The sequence below is a fragment of the Burkholderiales bacterium genome (genome assembly GCA_035560005.1).
Lineage (GTDB): Bacteria > Pseudomonadota > Gammaproteobacteria > Burkholderiales > Eutrophovitaceae > DASRFY01.
In genome coordinates, this window is record DATMAN010000057.1 from 24,356 (window position 1) to 44,785 (window position 20,430).

Consider the following 20,430-nt stretch of genomic DNA (forward strand, 5'->3'; position numbering starts at 1 on the left):
GTCAGCTAAACTGCCTGAGAAACCTCAAGTCGCCATCGAAGAACAAACGCAGATCGTCGATGCCGTAGCGCAGCATGGTCAAGCGCTCCAACCCCGAACCGAACGCAAAGCCGATGTAGCGCTCCGGATCCAGCCCGAAGTTACGCACGACGTTTGGATGGACCTGGCCAGCGCCCGAGATTTCCAGCCAGCGCCCTTCCAGAGGTCCGCTGTCGAACCGCATGTCGATCTCCGCCGAGGGTTCGGTGAACGGGAAGTACGACGGCCGGAAGCGCACGTCGAGCCCATCGGTCTCGAAGAACCGATGCAGGAAATCGGTGTACACGCCCTTCAGGTCGGCAAAGCTGATGTCTTCATCGATCCACAGGCCCTCGACCTGGTGGAACATCGGCGAATGGGTGGCGTCGGAATCGACCCGGTAGGTGCGTCCTGGCGCGATCACCTTGATCGGTGGAGAATGCATCCGCGCGTAACGCACCTGCATCGGGCTGGTGTGCGTGCGGAGCAGTAGCGGCCTGCCGTCCGCGTCCATGCAGTCGACATAGAAGGTGTCGTGCATCGAGCGCGCAGGATGATTCTCCGGCTGGTTCAGGGCGGTGAAGTTGTACCAGTCGCTCTCGATCTCCGGGCCATCCGCTACATCGAAGCCGATGGAACCGAATATCTGCTCGATGCGCTGCCAGGTGCGCATGACGGGATGGATGCCGCCTCGGCTGCGCCCGCGCCCGGGAAGCGTCACGTCCAGGGACTCCTCGGCCAGCCGTCGCGACAGCTGTGCGGCCTGGATCGCCTCGCGCCGTGCCGCGAGCAGCCGCTCGACCGCTTCCTTCGCCTGATTGATGCGCGCTCCTGCCTCTGGGCGCTGCGCTGCTGGCAATTTGCCCAGACTCTTGAGAAGCCCGGTGATCACGCCGCTCCGACCCAGGTAGCGCGCCTTGGCCTGCTCTAGCTCAGCTGGCTCGTCGATCGCCTCGAACGCGGCACGCGCTTCGGCAACGATATCCTCGAGATTCTCCATGGTGTAACAAAAAAGGAGGCTCGCGAGCCTCCTTCCCGGTCTGACTCGCGGTTCAGCCGCCCAGACTCGCCTTTGCTTGCAGTGCAAGCTTCTCGAAAGCGACCTTATCGGCCACGGCGAGGTCGGCGAGCACCTTGCGGTCCACGTCGATCGCGGCCTTCCTCAGCCCGTTCATGAGCCTGCTGTATGACAGTCCAAGCTCGCGCGCTGCCGCGTTGATCCGCACAATCCACAACGCCCGGAATACCCGCTTCTTCGCGCGCCGGTCCCGATACGCATACTGGCCTGCCTTGATCACCGCCTGCTTGGCAACCTTGAACGTGCGGCTGCGCCGACCCCTGAAGCCCTTGGCCTGTTCCAGCACGCGCTTGTGACGCGCACGGGTCGTTACCCCTCGTTTGACTCTTGGCATGGCTGTCCCTCGCTACGCGTACGGCAGCATCGCGCGCACGGCGCGCCGGTCGCCGGCAAACACTTCGGTTGTCCCGCGCAGCCGGCGCTTGCGCTTGGTGGGTTTCTTCGTGAGGATGTGACGTAGATTGGCCTGAGCGCGCTTGATGCGCCCGCTTCCCGTAATCTTGAAGCGCTTGGCCGCGCCACTCTTGGTCTTCAATTTCGGCATAGCAACTGACTCCTGTTCTGGCCTGGCGCCGGGTGGCCTTGCGGCGCTTGCGTTACCCGGACACCACTTCTGAAGGGCGGTCAACCGTTCGCCGCGAATCGCCCCGCCCATTGCTGCGAATCGCCCCGCAACTAGCAACTACTTGTGCTTCTTGGGCGCCAGCACCATGACCAGCTGCCGGCCCTCCAGCTTGGGAAACTGTTCCACCTGCCCATAGGGTTCCAGGTCCGCCTTGACGCGCTCGAGGAGCTTGATCCCGAACTCCTGGTGCGCCATCTCGCGCCCGCGAAAGCGCAGCGTGACCTTAGCCTTGTCGCCCTCGCCCAGGAATCGGATCAGGTTGCGCAGCTTGATCTGGTAGTCACCTTCGTCGGTTCCAGGCCGGAACTTGATTTCCTTGACCTGGATCTGCTTCTGCTTGAGCTTCGCCTCGTGCCGCTTCTTGGCCTCGGTGTACTTGTACTTGCCGTAGTCCATCAGCCGGCATACCGGCGGCTTCGCGGTCGGCGCGATTTCCACCAAATCGACCTCGTGCTGCTCGGCAAGCTGCAGCGCCTTTTCGATCGGGACGATGCCGACCTGCTCACCGTCCTTGCCGATCAGCCGGACTTCCGGCGCCGTAATCTCTTGGTTGATTCGGACTTCTCTTTCCTGAGCTATAGGCAGGTCTCCTTAGTACCAAAAAAAAATTACGCCGCGCCGCCCGGGAGCTCGGATTTCAGCCGCGTGATGAAATCAGCCAGCGGCATCTGCCCGAGATCGTCACCCCCCCGAGTGCGCACGGCGACCGTGTGCGCTGCCATCTCCTTGTCGCCCACGATGAGCTGGTATGGCAGCTTCTGCAAACTATGTTCCCGAATCTTATAGGTTATTTTCTCGTTCCTCAAGTCGGCAAAAACCCTGAGGCCGGCTTTGACGAGGGCCGCGGCAACTTCCTGCGCATACGCTGTCTGGTGTTCGGAGATGTTCATGACGACCACTTGCTGGGGAGCGAGCCAGAGTGGCAGCGCCCCCGCGTAGTGCTCGAGAAGAATACCGATGAATCGCTCCAGCGAGCCCACGATGGCGCGATGAAGCATGACCGGCACCTTCCGCGTGTTGTCTTCATCGACGAACTCGGCTCCGAGCCGGCCGGGCATCATGAAATCGACCTGGATCGTTCCGCACTGCCAGGCCCTGCCGATGCTGTCCTTCAGTTGGTACTCGATCTTCGGTCCATAGAACGCACCTTCACCCGGCAGCTCCTGCCACTGTACACCGCAGCTTCCAAGTGCTTGGCGTAGAGCGCTTTCTGCCTGGTCCCATACCGCATCGGAGCCGAGCCGCCTTTCGGGGCGCAGCGCCAGCTTGATCGTGACGTCGCTGAAGCCGAAATCGGCGTAGACCTTCAGCGCCAGCCGGTGAAAGGCCACCACTTCTGACTCGATCTGCGCCGGCGTGCAGAAGATATGACCGTCGTCCTGCGTGAAGGCCCGCACTCGCATGATGCCGTGCAGTGCGCCAGAGGGCTCGTTGCGGTGGCAGCTTCCGAATTCTCCATAGCGCAACGGCAGATCCCGGTAGCTGCGCAATCCGCTGTTGAAGATCTGGACGTGGCCAGGGCAGTTCATCGGTTTGATGGCGTATTCCCGGTTTTCCGACGAGGTGAAGAACATGTTCTCGCGGAAATTGTCCCAATGTCCCGAGCGCTGCCAGAGCGACACATCGAGAATCTGCGGGCAGCGTACTTCCTGATATCCGTTGTCGCGGTAGACGGCGCGCATGTACTGCTCGACCTGCTGCCAGATGGTCCAGCCCTTGGGGTGCCAGAACACCATTCCCGGCGCTTCGTCCTGGGTGTGGAACAGGTCCAGTTGCCGGCCCAGCTTGCGGTGGTCGCGTTTCTCGGCCTCCTCGAGTCTGAACAGGTAGGCGTCGAGATCCTCTTTTCTGGCCCAGGCGGTACCGTAGATCCGTTGCAGCATTTCGTTGCGCGAATCGCCGCGCCAGTAGGCTCCGGCCACCTTAAGCAGCTTGAAAGTCTTCAGCTTGCCGGTGGAAGGCACATGCGGTCCGCGACACAGATCGACGAAACCGCCCTGCCCGTAGAGCGAGATCGGCTCGCCCTCCGGAATGGCCTCGACGATCTGCGCCTTGTAGTGCTCACCCTGCTTTCTGAACAGCTCGATTGCCGCCCTGCGATCGATGACCTGACGCTCGATCCGGTAGTCGCGCCTGGCGATCTCGGCCATTCTTTTCTCGATCGCCGCGAGATCCTCGGGTGTGAACGGCCGCCGGTACGCAAAATCGTAGTAGAAACCGTCCTCGATGACCGGACCGATCGTGACCTGCGCATCGGGAAACAGCTCCTTCACCGCATGAGCCAGCAGGTGTGCCGTGGAGTGGCGGATGATCTCGAGACCGTCTTTTTCATCCGCGGTGACGATCGCCACTTCGGCGTCGCGGTCCACCACGAAGGCGGTGTCGACCAGCTTGCCGTCCACCCGCCCTGCTACAGCGGCACGTGCCAGTCCCGGGCCGATCGCGGCCGCGATCGCTTCCACTGTCATCGGCTTATCGAACGACTTTACCGAGCCGTCGGGGAGGCGAACATTGGGCATTGCTCTTCAAGTTGTGTCGAATCCAAAAAAAAAGTGCGGCAGAGCCGCACTTTCTTCTGAGGCAGAAAAACCGGCTCATCCGCCCTGTCGGCCGTTGGTCGTGAGCGCTTTCAAGAAGGCCATCTACTCTGCCCCGCAGTCCTGGTAGGCGCGATTGGACTCGAACCAACGACCCCCACCATGTCAAGGTGATGCTCTAACCAGCTGAGCTACGCGCCTTTGGAGCGGCCGATTCTAGCCGAATCGGCTCTCCGCTTCAAACCAGGCCGCGTGCTAGCGTCGCTGCGCGCCGTTTACGCCTGGCAGCGCGCGGATCTGCTTCAGCAGCAACTCCAGCTGTGTCACGCCTTCGACTTCCAGCGTCAACAGCAGGCGTGCGGAGAGATCGCGTACCTGGGAGTTGCTGGACAGTACCCGCACCTTTTCCCGCGACATTATGTCGAGCACGTCGCGCATGAGATTCGGATGGCCACTACCGAGTACCTCCACGTCCACCGCGAAGCGCGTGGACGAATCGCGCCGTCCCCATTGCGCGGCAATGAGCCGTTCCGCCGGCAGCTGCGCCACGTTGCTGCAGGCGACTCGATGGACCGTCACGCCGCGCCCACGGGTGACGAAGCCGATGATCGGATCGGGCGGCGCAGGCTTGCAGCAGCGCGCCAGTTGCGTGAGCAGCTTGTCTACCCCCACCAGCAGGATGCCAGAGGCAGGCTGCCGCGCCGGGAGTCCCGCCAGCGGCATCACTTGTGCCGCTGGGGCTACTGCGGCCCCCGGGCTCTTTAGCGCGTTCTGCAGGCTGCGCGCGCTGATCTCGCCGCGCGACTGGGCGAGAAACAGTTCCTCCACGCTGCCAAATTTCAGCGCCGCTGCCAGTTCCTCCAGTCCCGTGTGGATGCGCCCGAGGCGGGCCAGCTCCTTCTCGAGCGCAATGCGCCCTGCGGCCAACGCTTGTGCATGCTCGCGGCTGTTGAACCACTGGCGCACCTTTGCCCGCGCTCTGCCGCTGCGGATGAAGCCCAGCTCGGGATTGAGCCAGTCGCGCGATGGCCCCCCTTCCTTGGCGGCCACAATCTCGACCACTTCTCCGTTGGACAACTGGTAGTGCAGTGGGACCATCTGGCCGTTGACTTTGGCGCCGCGGCAGCGGTGTCCCAGCTCGGTGTGCACGTGGTAGGCGAAATCGATCGGCGTGGCGCCTTTCGGCAGATCGATCACGCGTCCCGCCGGCGTAAGCACGTAGACCGAGTCTTCGAACAGCTCGGTCTTGAACGACTCCGCCAGTTCCCCGGCATCGGACAGTTCCTCGCGCCAGTCGAGAATCCTGCGCAGCCACGACAGCCTGCGGTCGAAGCGCGCGTCGACGCCGGCCGATTCCTTGTAGCGCCAGTGCGCCGCCACGCCCAGCTCGGCGTGCTGATGCATCTCGTGCGTCCGGATCTGCACCTCCAGAATCTTGTCCTCCGGACCGACTACAGCGGTGTGCAGCGAGCGGTAATCGTTGGCTTTGGGCTTCGCGATGTAGTCGTCAAACTCTCCCGGCACGGGGCTCCACAGGTTGTGCACGATGCCCAGCGCGGTGTAGCAGTCCTTGACGTCGTCGACCAGCACGCGTACGGCACGCACGTCGGAGAGCTGGTCCAGCGCCACACCCTTGCGCATCATCTTCTTGTAGATGCTGAAGATGTGTTTCGGTCGCCCGCTCACCTCGGCCGCGATGCCCCCAGCGGCTAGCTGTTCGCGCAGGACCCGGATGACGCGCGTGATATAGGCTTCCCGATCGGCCCGCTTCTCGTCGAGCCCGCGCGCGATACTTTTGTAAGTCTCGGGCTCTTGACAGCGGAACGCCAGGTCTTCCAGCTCCCATTTGAGCTGCCACACGCCCAAGCGATTGGCCAGCGGCGCAAGCAGCTCGAAGGTATCCTGCGCCGCTTGCGCCCGCTGGTATGCGTCCGCGTGCACCGCGACGTAACGCAGGGTCTGCACCTGATCTGCGAGCTTGATCAGCACGACGCGGATGTCCTGCACCATGGCAAGCAGCATCTTGCGCAACGCCTCCAGTTGCGCGGACTTGTCCGCGGAGCGTGCCAAGGCATCGGCTCTGCCGCGCAGAGCCTGAATCGGCGCCATGCTGTGGACACCTTGGACCAGAACGACGACCGGCTGGCCGAGGCGCCTGGCGAGCGCCTCGCGGGTCGCGGGATCCGCAAGCTCGGCGCCCAGCAGCAACGCCGCGGCGAGCGCTTCGCCGTCCATGCGCAGGACACCCAGCGCGCTCGCCGTGCCGCGCGCATGGTCGAGCCAGGACTCACCGCAGGGATGGATGCGGCCGGCGTAGGCAGCCGCCGCCCAGTCGAGCGCTCGTGCAACAAGGTCGCGCTCGCGGGCAGGAAGGCGCTCCACCAGGGCCTGCAACCAGGGCTGCGGCTGCGCGCCGCATTCGATTTCAGCTGTCCCACCCATACCCTTGACTCTCTCAGAGCCCATGCCAGAAGCGCGAGTACGCCAGCCGCCACTGTTCCACAGCGGTCCCGTCCGGTCGCAGCCTGAAGGTCACCGCTCCGGAGACGTCGGTGCGCAGCAGATTTGCCCCAGCAGCACGATAGCGGGCCGCGACGAGCGGGTGGGGATGGCCGAAGCGGTTCCGATAGCCGGCGCAGAACACTACGTGCCGCGCACCCACGGCCTCTACGAAATCGGCACCGGAGGAGGTTCTGCTGCCGTGATGAGGCGCGACCAGGATCGCAGCTGACAAGCGCGCAGGCAAATGCGCAAGGAGTTCGCGCTCGGAACGTTGTTCGATGTCGCCCGCGATCAGCACGGCGCCGTAGGGCGTGATGACGCGCAGCACACAGCTGCGGTCGTTATCTTTCAGTTGCGGCCGATTATAGCTGTGTGCCTGCGGGTGAAGAATCTCGAAGGTGGTCGCTCCCCATCGCCAGGTCTGACCGGCCGCGCAGCGCGAAGCGGTATGCGACGCGATGTTGATCGGATGCGTCGTCGGCAGCGAGGACAACGTCAGTGCGACCGGCATCGCGGACAGGACCGAACTCGCACCCCCGGCGTGGTCCGTGTCGTCATGGCTCACGATCAAGGCGTCCAGGGCGCGCACCCCTTCGCCGCGCAAATACGGGATCACGACCCGTTCGCCCGCGTCGCTGCCCCCCGGATATGCCGGGCCTGCGTCGAACAGCAGTGCGCGGTTGGCCGTGCGCACGACAACCGCGAGCCCTTGTCCCACGTCGAGCGCTGTGATCCACACTTCGTCGTGGGCAGGACCGGCAGGTCGCGTCAGAAACAGCGGCAGCATCGCCACAGCGCCCACCCATCTCGAGGGGAATCCGCGTGGCAGCAGCAGCCAGCCGGCGCCAAGTAGTGCCGCCGCCACGGCCCACGGCGGCGGCGCATGCTGCTGCCACGCGGCTCCCGGCATCGAGGCCAGCCACTGCAGCATCGCGACGCACACTCCCGCCACCGCGTGGGCCCCCTGTGCCAGAAGATCCAGCGGCACAACGATGAAGGCGAGCGCGAGCGGCACGACGATCAGGCTGATGAGAGGAATGGCTGCAGCGTTGGCCAGGGGCGAGATGACCGAGACCTGCTGAAACAAGGCAATGAGCAGCGGGACGAGCGCCACGCTGACCGCCCATTGGGCCCGGCCCCAGGCGCGCAGCACCCCCGTGGGCCGAAGACGGCCACTGCCGACGAGTGTCAGGGCGGCTACCGCCCCGAAGGACAGCCAGAAGCCGGCCGATGCCGCGGCCCAGGGGTCGATCGCCACGACCAAGACCAGGGCAACGCCCAGCACGCTGGCTGCGGGCCAGCGCCAGCCGCTCCACAGCGCGATTGCGATCACGGCGAGCATGTAGACCGTGCGCTGCGCCGGAACGGCGAAACCTGCCAGCAGCGCATAACCTAGCGCCCCGAGCAGGCCCACGGCCGTGGCCGCGCGCACCACCGGAATCCGGGCCGCCAGCCGACCGGTTCGACGCCAGATCGCCGCGACGGCGACGAACAGCAGGCTCGCCACCATCGTGATATGCAGACCCGAAATGCTCATCAGGTGATTGACCCCGGTCCGCGTAAACAGGGTCCACTGCGGGGACGGAATCGCTTGCTGGTCACCGACCGCCAAGGCGACGATGAGCCCGCGATATGGCGCCTCGCCCAGGGCATCGAACAGCCGCTGCCGTACGCGCTCGCGTGTCCGGGCGATCAGATGGCGCGGCGAAGCACGTGACTCGCCCAGCGCATTGGGGTGCGGGCTGGCGCGCACGTAACCGGTAGCTCTTATGCCGCGCTCGAGCAACCAGCGTTCGAGATCGAATCCGTGGGGATTGTAGTTTCCGTGCGGCCTCTGCAAGCGGACGGTCAATTGCCAGCGCTGCCCTGCGTGCAGCTCGCGCTGTGCCGGCAATGCGCCGCTTCGCTCGTCGTACCAGTTCAGGATCACGCTACGCGGCACGATCGCGCCCGGCGTGAGGACTTTCTCCACGTCGAAGCGGATCCGGCTGCCGCGCGCGGATCGTTGCGGCAGGTCGGCCACGACGCCTTCGATTCGAACATCCCGGCCTTCCCACCATGGCGGCAGCCCCGACTGCAGTTTCCAGTGCGCGACCGCCGCCGCCCAGTGAAATCCGGCGAGCGCGCAGGCGGCGGCCGCGCTCGCAGCCGCCACCAGCGACAGTGCGCGACGCTGGGCGAACATTCCCAACAGCACGAGCGGCGGCAACGCGGCGATGCCCGACCAGGAAGGCAGGATTGGCTGCTGCAGTAACCACCAGCACCCGAGCGCGAACGCGGAGGCAAACAAGAGTGTGATCATGGAGTTCCGGTAAGATGCCGCTGTTCGATGCCGCGCAAACTGTTCCGCAAGTATCTTCCCAGCCACGAGAGCATGCGCCAGCATCGCTGGCTGCGGTTTTTTGGCACCGCCGTGCATCACCACAACCTGTGGCACCTGAACCGCCGGTCGGTCGCCGGCGGTGTCGCCGTGGGTCTGTTCGCTGGGCTGATTCCCGGCCCTTTCCAGATCCTCTCCGCAGCCCTGCTGGCGATCGTGCTGCGCGTCAATCTCCCGGTCGCGGCGGTGGTGACCTTCTACACCAATCCCTTAACGATCGTGCCGCTTTATTTTGTGGCCTATCGCCTTGGTTCCCTTGTCCTGGGCCACGACGGCTCCGCCCTGCCCCAGGATCAGATCGACCTGTTCGATCTGCCGTTGCGCGACTGGATTCCGGCACTGGTCTCCTGGATGGGCGCGATGGGCAAGCCGTTCCTCTTCGGGCTGTTCCTGCTCGCCACCCTCCTTGCGGTCACCGGCTACGTCGCGGTGATGGCCGCGTGGCGACTGCACGTCTGGTGGAGCTGGCGCAGGCGCCATCGCGCCCGGCCCGGAACGCTCAGACGCTGAGAGGAGGTGGCCGCGGGCCTGGACAGTCGCGCAGTGTTTGCCGCCCTACGCTGTACCGCGCCCTTGAACTGTATACTTCGCCCCTTCCGCGCGCGATGGAGTTCGCGGCGGCATCGGTACGCTACCCGATCGGACGCTTCGCGATCATGACCCCTTCCTACTGGTCTCGCGCCACGACGGAGCTTTCCGCGCGCGATGCCGTGCTGCGCGTATTGATCCGCAACCATGATGGGCCGCGCCTGGAAAGCCGCGGCGACGCATTCGTCACCCTGGCCCGTTCCATCGTGGGCCACGAGATCTCGGTGCAGGCCGCCGAGAGCGTCTGGCAGAAACTCCTCGAATCCGTCGGCGTTCTGGGACCGGCGGCCATCGCGCGGATGGACCCGGTGCGGCTGCAAGCTTGCGGATTGTCGAGCAAGAAATCGAGTTATCTGATCGATCTCGCCGAACACTTCCTGAACGGGTCGCTGGACGCCGCGCGCTGGGACGAGCAGGACGACGAACGGCTCATCGAGCAACTGACCAAAGTCAAGGGAATCGGCCGCTGGACCGCGGAGATGTTTCTCATCTTCTTCATGATGCGCCCCGACATTCTGCCGGTCGACGATATCGGCCTGCAGCGCGCGATGAGCCTGCATTACAACAACGGAAGGCCACTGTCCAAGCTCAAGATGCGTCAGGTCGCCGCCGCCTGGCAGCCCTGGCGCACGGTCGGCACCTGGTATCTTTGGCGCAGCTTGGACCCGATCCCCGCGCAGCGCCGGAGCTAGATTCCGGGGGCGCGGCCGGGCATGCGCGGCGACTCCGGCTTCGACGCGGCCTCCTGTTGCAAAATCCCGTCCTCCAGACGCAGCACCCTTTGCATCCGCCGCGCGATCTCGGGGCTGTGCGTCACGACGACGAAGCTGGTGCCGAAGTCGGTGTTCAACCGCAGCATCAGATCGAGCACCCCCTCCGCAGTATGCCGGTCAAGGTTGCCGGTGGGTTCGTCAGCGAGCACGCAGGCCGGCGCCGTGACCAGCGCCCGTGCGAGCGCCGCGCGCTGGCGTTCGCCACCGGAAAGCTCGCCGGGGGTGTGCCTGACACGCCCGCCGAGTCCCACCCGTTGCAGAATGTCCGAGGCGCGTCGCATGGCTTCCCCGGGCGGGATGCGCCGGATCAGCAGAGGCATCGCCACGTTCTCAAGCGCAGTGAACTCCGGCAGGAGATGATGGAACTGATAGACGAAACCGAGGCCGCGGTTGCGCAACTCGCCGCGTTTGCGCTCCGAGAGCCGGAAAAGATCCTCGTCGAGCAGCCACACGCGGCCGCCGGTCGGCGCATCCAGCCCGCCGAGCAGATGCAACAGCGTGCTCTTGCCGGATCCCGAGGCACCGACGATGGCGATCGTTTCACCCGGCTTCACCGCAAGGTCGACACCGAGCAGGACCGGGACGGCGTAATCTCCCTGACGGTAGGTCTTGCGCAGGTCCTGGCAGCTCAGCACGGTTTGCATCCGTGGTCGCACTATTCGTAGCGCAGCGCTTCGGCCGGGTTGACGCTCGCCGCCCGAAGGCTCGGATAGATCGTCGCCGCCAGACTCAGCCCAAAAGCGGTGGTCGCGATAGTGACGACGTCGCGCAGCTGCAGATCGGAAGGCAGATCGCTGATGTAGTACACGTCCTTGGCCAGAAACTGGACGCCGAACGCGTGCTCGATGGCGGGCACGATCACGTCGATGTTCAGGGCGACGGCCACGCCCAGCAGCACGCCGCCCAGCGTCCCGATCACGCCGATCAGCGCGCCCTGGATCACGAAGATCCTCATGATGTCGGCGGGCGCGGAACCCAGGGTGCGCAGAATGGCGATGTCGGCTCGCTTGTCGGTGACGGCCATCACCAGCGTGGAGACGATGTTGAAGGCGGCCACGGCCACGATCAGCAGCAGGATGATGAACATCACCCGCTTCTCGATCTGAACGGCGCGAAAAAAATTCGCGTGGCTGCGCGTCCAGTCGGTGACATAGACGTCCTCGTCGATGCTCTTCGCCAGCTCCCGCGCCACGCGCGGGGCATCGAACAGCTCCACGAGCTTCAATCGGATGCCGCTCACCGCGTCGCCGAGCCGATAGAGGCGCTGTGCGTCCGCCAGATGAATGAACGCCAGCCCAGCGTCATACTCGTACATCCCGACCTCGAACACGCCCACGACCGTGAACTGACGCAGCCGCGGCAGGACCCCGGCCGGCGTCACCTGACCCTGGGGCGTGATCGCCACGACCCGGTCGCCAAGTCCCGCGCCCAGCGCGCCCGCCAGTTCGCTGCCCAGGACGATGCCGAACTCGCCGGGGCGCAGCGCTTCCAGGCGGCCTTCCTTCATGTGCCGGCCCACGTCGGCGACGTTGTCTTCGTTCTCCGGGAGGATGCCCCGCACCATCGTGCCCTGCACCGACCGGCGATGCGAGAGCAGCCCCTGGGCCATGACGTAAGGCGCGGCCGCGACCACCTCAGGGTTGCGCGTAGCCTGTTGCGCGAGCCGTGGCCAGTCTCGCAAGGATCCGCCCAGGCCGACGATCTGCACATGCGCGGCCACGCCCAGGATGCGGGCGCGCAGCTCCTTCTGGAATCCGTTCATGACCGACAGCACCACGATCAGCGCCGCCACGCCCAGCCCGATGCCGAGCATCGACGTGATGGAAATGAAGGAGATGAAGTGATTGCGGCGCTTGGCCCAGGCATAACGCAGGCCAATGAACAGCTCGTATCGGCCCTGCATCAGCAAGCCACGCCACCGGAGGTTTTCATTTGGGCGTTGAAGTCTGCCATATCCCGCGCCTTCTGACTAAGCGCCGATGCTAAACTTCGCGCGCTTCTGCAACCCGACGCCGTGCGCACACTGACGCTGCTGGTCCGCCAAGCGCCGTTTCACGATCGAACCGGATCGGAGGCGCTGCCGGCAGGGGTCGGTTTCATCGTTGCTCGCGGCCGCTCGAGCCGACCTTTCCCGGTCGACGCGACCTCCTGGCTGTGCCAGCGTTTCGGGCTCGCGCGCGGCCCCGACTGGTCCATCGCGCCGATCCTTGCCAATGCTGCCGGCCAGGCCGGCCGACATCCGGCCTGGCTGTGCGCCGATCCCGTGCATGTCGAAATTCGACCGTCCGGGATCAAGGTGGTGCCAGCGGCGGTGCTGGCTTTGACCGATGCGCAGAGCGCCGCCCTGGTATCCGCGCTCGACCAGCACTTCGCACGCTGCGGCGTGCGTGTCGTGGCCTTCGAACGCGACCGCTGGCTGATCAACGCCCCTGGCTCGATCGCGCTGGATACCGCTCCGCTGGACGCCGCGGGCAACACGCGCCTTGTCACCGTGCGCGGCCGCGATGCGCCGCGCTGGAACGCTTTCCTGACCGAGGCCCAGATGCTGTTGCACGCGCATCCGGTCAACGCCGCCCGGGAAGCGCGCGGCGAGCTTCCGATCAACAGTGTCCATCTGTGGGGTGGCGGGTCGGTCTCCGAAGTGGCATTGCAGCCGACCGATAGCCTTGCCGCTGCTGACGACCGTCTGGTAACCGCCCTGTGCAAGGCAGCGGGAGTCGAAATGTTCGCCGACGCGGCGCAGCTGATCGAGCGCCTCCAAACCCTGCCGCGGGGATCTGCGCTCGTGGTCGGAGCCGCCGCCGGACCCTTGCACCAAGCAGTCGCGGCGATCGCGCATGACTGGCTCCAGCCGGCCTTGCAGGCGTTGAAGTACCGCAGCTTGGACCAGGTGCACCTGCTATGGGCGGACGCAACCGGGCTGATCGACCATTCGCTCACCCGCGGCGCCTTCTGGCGATTCTGGGAGGCGTTGCGCGGACCGGCAGCCGCTCGAGCGCATTCCCGTCTCCGGTGACCAGCACGCGGATCGTCACCCGGCCCGTCCCGGCCGAAGCCTGCAGGAGACTTATCGAGGCTGGCGTGCTGCCGCCGCTGGCGCGCGTGTTCTGCGCCCGCGGCATCGACCGGCCAGCCCGGCTCGATACCGCGTTCGGCGCGCTGCTACCATTCGATCAGTTGCGCGGCGTCGAAAGCGCCGCGGCGCTGCTCGCCGATGCGATTGCCCGGCACCGGAAACTGCTCGTCGTCGCGGACTACGACGCCGATGGCGCGACTTCGTGCGCTCTGGCCCTCGCGGCGCTGCGCGCAATGGGTGCGCAGGTCCACTATCTCGTGCCCAATCGGTTCGAGTACGGCTATGGGCTGACGCCCGAGATCGTGGAGGTCGCCGCGCAGCAACGGCCGGACTGGCTGATCACCGTGGACAACGGCATTGCCAGCGTGGATGGAGTCGCGGCGGCGCGCCGGCTCGGCATGCGCGTTCTGATCACCGACCATCATCTTCCGAGCGAGCAGTTGCCGGAGGCGGATTGCATCGTCAATCCCAATCAGCCCGGCTGCGAGTTCCCCAGCAAACACCTGGCGGGCGTGGGCGTCATGTTCTACGTGTTGCTCGCGCTGCGCGCCGAGCTGCGGCGGCGCGGCGCCTTTGCCAACCGACGGGAGCCCAATCTTGCGGATGCGCTGGACCTGGTGGCGCTGGGAACTGTCGCCGACGTAGCCAGGCTCGACGACAACAACCGTATCCTGGTTGCGCAAGGATTGCGGCGCATCCGCGCCGGCCGCGCCAGACCCGGGATCGCAGCGCTGTTTCGCAGCGCTGGCCGCGACCCGGGGCGCGCATCGACCTACGATCTGGCCTACGTTCTCGGCCCACGGCTCAATGCCGCCGGACGACTCACTGACATGAGTCTGGGCATCGAGTGTCTGCTCGCACGGGATGACGCCCGGGCCGCGGCGCTCTCCGCCGAGCTGGAACGGTTGAATCGCGAGCGGCGCGACATCGAGGCGCAGATGCACGACGCCGCGCTTGACATCGTCGGGCGGATCGAGGTCGTGGACCGCTACTCGCTGGCACTCTACGATCCGCAATGGCACCAAGGCGTCATCGGAATTCTGGCGTCGCGGCTCAGGGAGCGTTTTCACCGGCCGGTATTTGCCTTCGCACCGGGCGTCGACGGTGAGGCCAAGGGCTCGGGCAGATCCATCCCGGGTTTGCACCTGCGCGACGCGCTGGATCTTCTGTCCAAGCGCCACCCGGGCCTAGTGCTGCGCTTCGGCGGTCATGCCGCGGCGGCCGGGGCAAGCGTGCGCATGGGCGACGTTCCCAGATTTGCCGATGCCTTCGAAGACGTCGTCCGCTCGCTGCTGGAGCCTGGTGATCTGCACCAGGTCCTCGAAACCGATGGAGCACTCGCGCCCGACGAGATTTCGCTCGCGTTGGCGGAAGCGATCGAGGCCCAAGTCTGGGGTCAGGGTTTTCCGCCACCGCTGTTCTGCCAGGAATTCGAGGTCGTCGAGCAGTTCGTGGTCGGTGGCCGACACTTGCGGTTGAAGATGCGCCAAGCCGGGACCCACGGTGTCGTAGAAGCGATCCGCTTTGGTGAGGACACGGGCCTGCCTTCCCGCGTACTGGCCGTCTACCGCTTGCAGATCAACGAATTCAACGGTGCGCGCAGCCCCCAATTGGTCATCGAGCGATGGAGTGCGGCCTAGATGGAATTGTTCCCGGCTCGAAGGCAGCCGGGGGAGCATCTGCCGGCGTTTGTGGCCAGCCTGGCGAGGGGTCTTTTGATCGGCCTCGCGCATCAACGCCATCCCGAAGCGAAGGTCGGACTGCACCCTTTGCGCTCGTCGCGCTGGTTCGGTGCGCTCGCCGCCTTTTCTCCGCTGGTCTGCGCCGCCCCCGGCCGACAGTCGGCAGACCTTTGCTGGTGGGCGCCATGATCATCGCGGCCTGCGGCGCGAAAGACCGGAAGCCGAACGCGGTACTACGACCGTGGCGGCCGTTCCGGTCCGCTGCACATTGGCCGCCATGAGCCGTAGGTACGCACAGGCTGCCGTGATGCGCGCGGTGATCGCCACGCCGCTGCTCTACTTCAAGGCCGAGTTGCGCGGCATCAGGCGCCGCCAACGTCCGCGCTCGCCGCGGGCCTGGTCGCCGGGCTGCTGTCGGTCAAACGCAGCCGCGCGCGGCGCATCGGGTAGAATTCCTGCCTTTCCTTCGGAACCGCCCATGGACGCGGAACGCATCAACGCCATCGAGTCCAAGCTCAACGATCTCGACGCCCGAGCTGGAGAGCTGCGGAGGTATCTTTGACTTCGACGCCAAGCGCGCGCGCCTGGAAGAGATCCTTCGGCTGATCGAGGACCCCCGCATCTGGGACGACCCCAAGCGGGCGCAAGACCTCGGGCGGGAAAAGAAGGCACTGGAAGGGGTGGTGAGCACTCTGGAGCGCATCGGCACCGGCCTGCGCGATGCCCGCGAGCTGTTCGCGCTCGCGCACTCCGAGCGCGATGAGGCTACATTGGGCGCCGTCGAGCGCGATCTCGACGCGATCGAGGACGCCGTCGGAGACCTGGAGTTCCGTCGCATGTTTTCCCACCCGATGGACCCGAACAACTGTTTTCTGGACATCCAAGCTGGGGCCGGCGGTACCGAAGCACAGGACTGGGCCGCGATGCTCGAGCGGATGTACGTCCGCTACTGCGAGAAGAAGGGGTTCGACGTCGAAGTGCTGGAAGAGTCGCCAGGAGAGGTCGCCGGAATCAAGAGCGCGACGCTCAAAGTATCGGGCGACTACGCGTTCGGCACCTTGCGCACGGAGACCGGCGTGCACCGTCTTGTCCGCAAGTCTCCTTTCGACGCCAACGCCCGGCGCCACACATCATTCGCCAGCGTCTTCGTCTATCCGGAGGTCGACGACACGATCCAGATCGACATCAACCCGGCCGATCTGCGCATCGACGTCTATCGCGCCTCCGGCGCTGGCGGTCAGCACGTCAACCGTACGGAGTCGGCGGTGCGCATCACCCACCTGCCGACCGGCATCGTGGTCCAATGCCAGAACGACCGCTCCCAGCACCGCAACCGCGACGAGGCCATGGCGATGCTGCGCTCGCGGCTCTACGAGTTCGAATTGCGCAAGCGCCAGGCCGAGCAGCAGAAACTGGAGGACTCCAAGACCGACATCGGCTGGGGTCATCAGATTCGCTCGTACGTGCTCGACCAGTCACGCATCAAAGACCTGCGTACCCACGTGGAGATCGGCAACACGCAGGCGGTGCTGGACGGAGATCTGGATCCGTTCATCGAAGCGAGCCTGAAGCAGGGCGTATGACGACCCGCCGTGTGCCCGGGCATCAGGCTCGACAGCAGTGATTATGCAAGACGGCAACCATCCGCCGCCGGCGGCCGACACCAATCAGATCATCGAGGAACGCAAGGCGAAACTCGCCCGGTTGCGCGCACAGGGCAACGCCTTCCCCAACGATTTCCGGCGCACCCACCTGGCGGCCGAGCTGCACGGCCGTTACGGGACCTGCTCCAACGACCAGCTCGAATCGCTGGCGATCGACGTCGCGGTGGCCGGCCGGATGATGCTCAAGCGCGTCATGGGCAAGGCGAGCTTCGCGACCGTGCAGGACATGTCGGGGCGGATCCAGTTGTACGTGGCCAACGACGTGACCGGGGAACAAGCCCATGCCGCCTTCAAGCATTGGGATCTCGGCGACATCGTCGGAGCCGAAGGTTCGCTCTTCAAGACCAGGACCGGCGAGCTCACCGTCAAGGTCCGGCGCATTCGGCTGCTGGTGAAAGCGCTGCGCCCGCTGCCCGAGAAGTTCCGAGGACTGGTCGACCAAGAACAGAGATACCGCCAGCGCTACCTGGACCTGATCGTCAATCCGGAAACACGCCGCACGTTCGAGGTGCGCTCGAGGATCGTACAGTCGATTCGCAATTTCTTCGTCGACCGCGGCTATCTGGAAGTCGAGACCCCGATGATGCAGCCGCTGCCCGGCGGGGCCGCGGCACGGCCGTTCGTCACCCATCACAACGCGCTGGACATGGATCTGTACCTGCGCATCGCGCCCGAGCTCTACCTCAAGCGGCTGGTCGTGGGCGGCCTGGAGAAGGTCTTCGAGATCAACCGCAACTTCCGCAACGAAGGCATCTCGACCAAGCACAATCCGGAATTCACAATGCTGGAGTTCTACGAGGCCTATCAGGACTACCACTACCTGATGGACTTGACCGAAGAGCTGTTGCGCAAGGTCGCGGTCGACGCGGTGAACACCACCACGCCCGTTTATCAAGGCGAAACCATCGATTTTGGCAAACCCTTCGACCGCCTGACCATGAGTGAGGCGATCGCCAAGTACAACCCGCGCTATGCCCTGTCCGAGCTGGACAAGGCCGAGTACCTGAAGGTCGCACTGGCGCCGTTCGACGTGGAAGTGTTTCCCTCCGACAGCGTCGGGGTGCTGCAACTGAAGCTCTTCGAGCAGACCACCGAAGCGAAGCTCGTCCAGCCGACCTTCATCGTGGCGTTTCCCACTGATGTGTCGCCGCTCGCCCGGCGCAACGACGCCAACCCCGCGGTCACCGACCGCTTCGAACTGTTCATTTGCGGGCGCGAGATCGCCAACGGATTCTCCGAGCTCAACGATCCCGAGGACCAGGCCGAGCGCTTTCGCCGGCAGGCCGATGCCAAGGCGGCAGGAGACGAAGAAGCGATGTTCTACGACGCCGACTACATTCGCGCGCTGGAATACGGACTGCCGCCGGCTGCCGGCGAAGGCATCGGCATCGACCGGCTGGTCATGCTGTTGACCGACAGCCCTTCGATTCGCGACGTCATCCTCTTTCCGCACATGCGCCCGGAGTAGGGACGGATTGCGCAGCACGCGGATTCGTTGCCTCAGGAACACCGCACATGAACCGAGACATTCCGCCCGTTCTCTGGACACCGTCACGGGAACGGATCGCCCGATCCAACATCGTGCGCTTCATCCGTCTGATCAATCGCCGCTGGAAAGCGGGGGTCGAGGATTCACCGGGTTTGTACGAGTGGTCGATCCGCGAGCCGCAGAAGTTCTGGACCGCGGTGTGGGATTTCTGCGGAGTCGTGGGCGAGACCGGCGGTGAGCGCGTGCTGGCGGACGCCCACCGCATGCCCGGCGCGCAGTGGTTCCCGGATGCCCGCCTGAACTATGCGGAAAATCTGCTCCGGGCACGCAGCAGCGACACGGCACTCGTGTTCTGGGGTGAGGACAAGGCGCGCCGGCGGCTCGGTTTCGACGAGCTGTACGACGCCGTTTCCAGGGTTGTGCAGGCGCTGGAAGGGGCAGGCGTGCGCGCAGGCGATCGGGTTGCAGCGTTCATGCCGAATCTGCCAGACACCATCATCTTCATGCTGGCAACCGCCAGCCTGGGTGCAATCTGGTCGTCGTGCTCGCCGGATTTTGGTGTCCAGGGGGTGATCGACCGCTTCGGCCAGATTGAACCGAAGATCCTGTTCGCGGTCGAGGGCTACTACTATAACGGCAAGGCCCACGACACCCTGTCCCGCGTCGCCGAGATCGCGGCCGGGCTGCCCACCGTCGAGCGCGTGGTCGTCTGCTCGTACACGCGCGAACGGCCGGACATTTCCGCAATACCCCGCGCGCTGCATCTGACTGAGTTCCTCGCGCAATACCGGCCGCGGCCGATCGTCTTCCGCCGGCTGCCGTTCAACCACCCACTGTTCATTCTCTACTCGTCGGGAACGACCGGCGTGCCGAAATGCATCGTGCATGGGGCTGGCGGTACCCTGCTGCAGCATCTGAAGGAACATCAGCTGCACACCGATCTGAAGCCGGGTGACCGATTCTTCTATTTCACCACCTGCGGATGGATGATGTGGAACTGGCTGGCGAGCGGGCTGGCCAGCGGCGCCACGCTGCTGCTCTACGACGGCTCGCCGTTTTATCCGGGTCCGAGCGTGCTGTTCGACTACGCCGATGCCGAGCGCATGACGGTGTTCGGCACCTCCGCCAAATACATCGACGCGCTGCACAAGGCCGGCGTCAGACCGATCGAAACGCATCGTCTTTCCAGTCTGAAAACGATGACCTCCACCGGATCGCCGCTCATCGCCGAGAGCTTCGACTACGTCTACCGTGCGATCAAGCGCGACCTGCTGCTGTCGTCGATCTCTGGAGGCACCGATATCGTCTCCTGCTTCGTGCTCGGCGACCCCACGCTGCCGGTCTATCGCGGCGAGATCCAGTGTCGCGGTTTCGGAATGAAGGTCGAGGTATTCGACGAGGCCGGGCGCAGCGTCGTCGGCCAGAAGGGCGAGCTGGTGTGTACCGCTCCTTTCCCGTCGATGCCGGTGCGTTTCTGGAACGACCCGGACGGAGCCAAATACCACAACGCCTACTTCGCCCGCTACCCCGGCGTGTGGTGTCATGGCGACTTCATGGAGCTGACACCGCGCGGCACCGCCATTATCTACGGCCGCTCGGACGCCACGCTCAACCCCGGCGGCGTGCGCATCGGCACTGCGGAAATCTACCGGCAGGTCGAGCAGCTCGAGGAAGTCGTGGAAAGCCTGGTGATCAGTCAGGACTGGGACAACGACGTGCGCATCGTGCTTTTCGTGCGGCTGCGCGAGGGCCTCACGCTCGACGAGACGCTGATCGCAAGGATCAAGGAGCAGATTCGCCGCAACACCACGCCACGCCACGTGCCGGCGAAGATCGTGCAGGTTTTCGACATTCCGCGAACGAGGAGCGGAAAGATCGTCGAGCTGGCGGTACGCAACGTCGTCCACGGCCAGCCGGTGCGCAACTTCGAGGCGCTGGCCAACCCAGAAGCGCTGGAGCAGTTCAAAGACCGGCCAGAACTGAAGACCTGACCGGAAGACGGGGTGCGCCTGCGGCCA

At 65.1% G+C, this 20,430-nt stretch carries 17 protein-coding genes and 1 tRNA gene; 8 read left to right on the forward strand and 10 right to left on the reverse strand.

Features of this window, described 5'->3' with window-relative positions; genetic code table 11:
• Position 1: 1 nt before the first annotated feature.
• From pheS to VNM24_08625, 8 genes are all read right to left on the reverse strand, one after another.
• Entirely contained in the window at positions 2–1,018 is a 1,017-nt protein-coding gene (gene pheS / locus VNM24_08590; GenBank protein ID HWQ38648.1) for a phenylalanine--tRNA ligase subunit alpha, read from the reverse strand.
• Between the two features lie 52 nt (positions 1,019–1,070).
• Positions 1,071–1,430, reverse strand: coding sequence for a 50S ribosomal protein L20 (gene rplT, locus VNM24_08595; protein HWQ38649.1), 360 nt, complete (start codon positions 1,428–1,430; stop codon positions 1,071–1,073).
• Positions 1,431–1,442: 12 nt separating this feature from the next.
• Positions 1,443–1,640, reverse strand: a complete 198-nt coding sequence (gene rpmI, locus VNM24_08600) for a 50S ribosomal protein L35 (protein ID HWQ38650.1) — start codon at positions 1,638–1,640, stop codon at positions 1,443–1,445.
• A 138-nt stretch (positions 1,641–1,778) separates the two neighbouring features.
• Positions 1,779–2,300: a translation initiation factor IF-3 gene (gene infC / locus VNM24_08605; GenBank protein HWQ38651.1), complete on the reverse strand. Its 522-nt coding sequence runs from the start codon at positions 2,298–2,300 to the stop codon at positions 1,779–1,781.
• 29 nt (positions 2,301–2,329) lie between these two features.
• Positions 2,330–4,240, reverse strand: a complete 1,911-nt coding sequence (gene thrS, locus VNM24_08610; protein HWQ38652.1) for a threonine--tRNA ligase — start codon at positions 4,238–4,240, stop codon at positions 2,330–2,332.
• A gap of 142 nt (positions 4,241–4,382) precedes the next feature.
• Positions 4,383–4,459 (reverse strand) — tRNA-Val (locus VNM24_08615).
• A gap of 54 nt (positions 4,460–4,513) precedes the next feature.
• Positions 4,514–6,700 carry a bifunctional (p)ppGpp synthetase/guanosine-3',5'-bis(diphosphate) 3'-pyrophosphohydrolase gene (locus VNM24_08620; GenBank protein ID HWQ38653.1) on the reverse strand — a complete coding sequence of 729 codons (2,187 nt, stop codon included), beginning with the start codon at positions 6,698–6,700 and terminating at the stop codon, positions 4,514–4,516.
• Between the two features lie 13 nt (positions 6,701–6,713).
• Entirely contained in the window at positions 6,714–9,062 is a 2,349-nt protein-coding gene (locus VNM24_08625) for a DNA internalization-related competence protein ComEC/Rec2 (GenBank protein HWQ38654.1), read from the reverse strand.
• A 27-nt stretch (positions 9,063–9,089) separates the two neighbouring features.
• On the opposite strand from VNM24_08625, the gene VNM24_08630 reads away from it, so the two are divergent.
• The gene (locus VNM24_08630; protein HWQ38655.1) at positions 9,090–9,650 is read left to right on the forward strand and encodes a DUF2062 domain-containing protein; all 561 of its coding nucleotides are present in this window, start codon (positions 9,090–9,092) and stop codon (positions 9,648–9,650) included.
• Between the two features lie 95 nt (positions 9,651–9,745).
• Positions 9,746–10,420 (forward strand): DNA-3-methyladenine glycosylase 2 family protein, encoded by a 675-nt coding sequence (locus VNM24_08635; protein ID HWQ38656.1) that lies wholly within the window; start codon positions 9,746–9,748, stop codon positions 10,418–10,420.
• On the opposite strand, the gene lolD is transcribed toward VNM24_08635, so the two are convergent.
• Positions 10,417–11,145 carry a lipoprotein-releasing ABC transporter ATP-binding protein LolD gene (gene lolD / locus VNM24_08640; protein ID HWQ38657.1) on the reverse strand — a complete coding sequence of 243 codons (729 nt, stop codon included), beginning with the start codon at positions 11,143–11,145 and terminating at the stop codon, positions 10,417–10,419. The two genes, VNM24_08635 and lolD, sit on opposite strands and share 4 nt — an antisense overlap.
• An 11-nt stretch (positions 11,146–11,156) precedes the next feature.
• Positions 11,157–12,404 carry a lipoprotein-releasing ABC transporter permease subunit gene (locus VNM24_08645; protein ID HWQ38658.1) on the reverse strand — a complete coding sequence of 416 codons (1,248 nt, stop codon included), beginning with the start codon at positions 12,402–12,404 and terminating at the stop codon, positions 11,157–11,159.
• 111 nt (positions 12,405–12,515) lie between these two features.
• On the opposite strand from VNM24_08645, the gene VNM24_08650 reads away from it, so the two are divergent.
• From VNM24_08650 to VNM24_08675, 6 genes are all read left to right on the forward strand, one after another.
• Positions 12,516–13,517: a hypothetical protein gene (locus VNM24_08650; GenBank protein ID HWQ38659.1), complete on the forward strand. Its 1,002-nt coding sequence runs from the start codon at positions 12,516–12,518 to the stop codon at positions 13,515–13,517.
• A gap of 11 nt (positions 13,518–13,528) precedes the next feature.
• Complete coding sequence (gene recJ / locus VNM24_08655; GenBank protein ID HWQ38660.1) at positions 13,529–15,217, forward strand: single-stranded-DNA-specific exonuclease RecJ; 1,689 nt, start codon at positions 13,529–13,531, stop codon at positions 15,215–15,217.
• A gap of 319 nt (positions 15,218–15,536) precedes the next feature.
• Complete coding sequence (locus VNM24_08660) at positions 15,537–15,821, forward strand: hypothetical protein (GenBank protein ID HWQ38661.1); 285 nt, start codon at positions 15,537–15,539, stop codon at positions 15,819–15,821.
• A protein-coding gene (gene prfB / locus VNM24_08665) for a peptide chain release factor 2 (protein HWQ38662.1) occupies positions 15,738–16,842 on the forward strand; the annotation gives its coding sequence in 2 pieces (ribosomal slippage) (positions 15,738–15,809 and positions 15,811–16,842; 1,104 coding nt in all). Before VNM24_08660 ends, prfB begins: the two co-directional genes overlap by 84 nt.
• Positions 16,843–16,885: 43 nt before the next feature.
• Positions 16,886–18,391 carry a lysine--tRNA ligase gene (lysS, locus tag VNM24_08670; GenBank protein HWQ38663.1) on the forward strand — a complete coding sequence of 502 codons (1,506 nt, stop codon included), beginning with the start codon at positions 16,886–16,888 and terminating at the stop codon, positions 18,389–18,391.
• Between the two features lie 47 nt (positions 18,392–18,438).
• Positions 18,439–20,403: an acetoacetate--CoA ligase gene (locus tag VNM24_08675; GenBank protein ID HWQ38664.1), complete on the forward strand. Its 1,965-nt coding sequence runs from the start codon at positions 18,439–18,441 to the stop codon at positions 20,401–20,403.
• The last annotated feature ends 27 nt before the right edge of the window (positions 20,404–20,430 follow it).

What these genes read in the sequence shown, in the direction of transcription:
- pheS (HWQ38648.1), bottom strand. Translation starts at nt 1,018, where the DNA reads ATGGAGAATCTCGAGGATATCGTTGCCGAAGCGCGTGCCGCGTTCGAG.
- rplT (HWQ38649.1), bottom strand. Translation starts at nt 1,430, where the DNA reads ATGCCAAGAGTCAAACGAGGGGTAACGACCCGTGCGCGTCACAAGCGC.
- rpmI (HWQ38650.1), bottom strand. Translation starts at nt 1,640, where the DNA reads ATGCCGAAATTGAAGACCAAGAGTGGCGCGGCCAAGCGCTTCAAGATT.
- thrS (HWQ38652.1), bottom strand. Translation starts at nt 4,240, where the DNA reads ATGCCCAATGTTCGCCTCCCCGACGGCTCGGTAAAGTCGTTCGATAAG.
- VNM24_08620 (HWQ38653.1), bottom strand. Translation starts at nt 6,700, where the DNA reads ATGGGTGGGACAGCTGAAATCGAATGCGGCGCGCAGCCGCAGCCCTGG.
- VNM24_08625 (HWQ38654.1), bottom strand. Translation starts at nt 9,062, where the DNA reads ATGATCACACTCTTGTTTGCCTCCGCGTTCGCGCTCGGGTGCTGGTGG.
- VNM24_08630 (HWQ38655.1), top strand. Translation starts at nt 9,090, where the DNA reads ATGCCGCGCAAACTGTTCCGCAAGTATCTTCCCAGCCACGAGAGCATG.
- VNM24_08635 (HWQ38656.1), top strand. Translation starts at nt 9,746, where the DNA reads ATGGAGTTCGCGGCGGCATCGGTACGCTACCCGATCGGACGCTTCGCG.
- lolD (HWQ38657.1), bottom strand. Translation starts at nt 11,145, where the DNA reads ATGCAAACCGTGCTGAGCTGCCAGGACCTGCGCAAGACCTACCGTCAG.
- VNM24_08645 (HWQ38658.1), bottom strand. Translation starts at nt 12,404, where the DNA reads ATGCAGGGCCGATACGAGCTGTTCATTGGCCTGCGTTATGCCTGGGCC.
- VNM24_08660 (HWQ38661.1), top strand. Translation starts at nt 15,537, where the DNA reads ATGAGCCGTAGGTACGCACAGGCTGCCGTGATGCGCGCGGTGATCGCC.
- lysS (HWQ38663.1), top strand. Translation starts at nt 16,886, where the DNA reads ATGCAAGACGGCAACCATCCGCCGCCGGCGGCCGACACCAATCAGATC.
- VNM24_08675 (HWQ38664.1), top strand. Translation starts at nt 18,439, where the DNA reads ATGAACCGAGACATTCCGCCCGTTCTCTGGACACCGTCACGGGAACGG.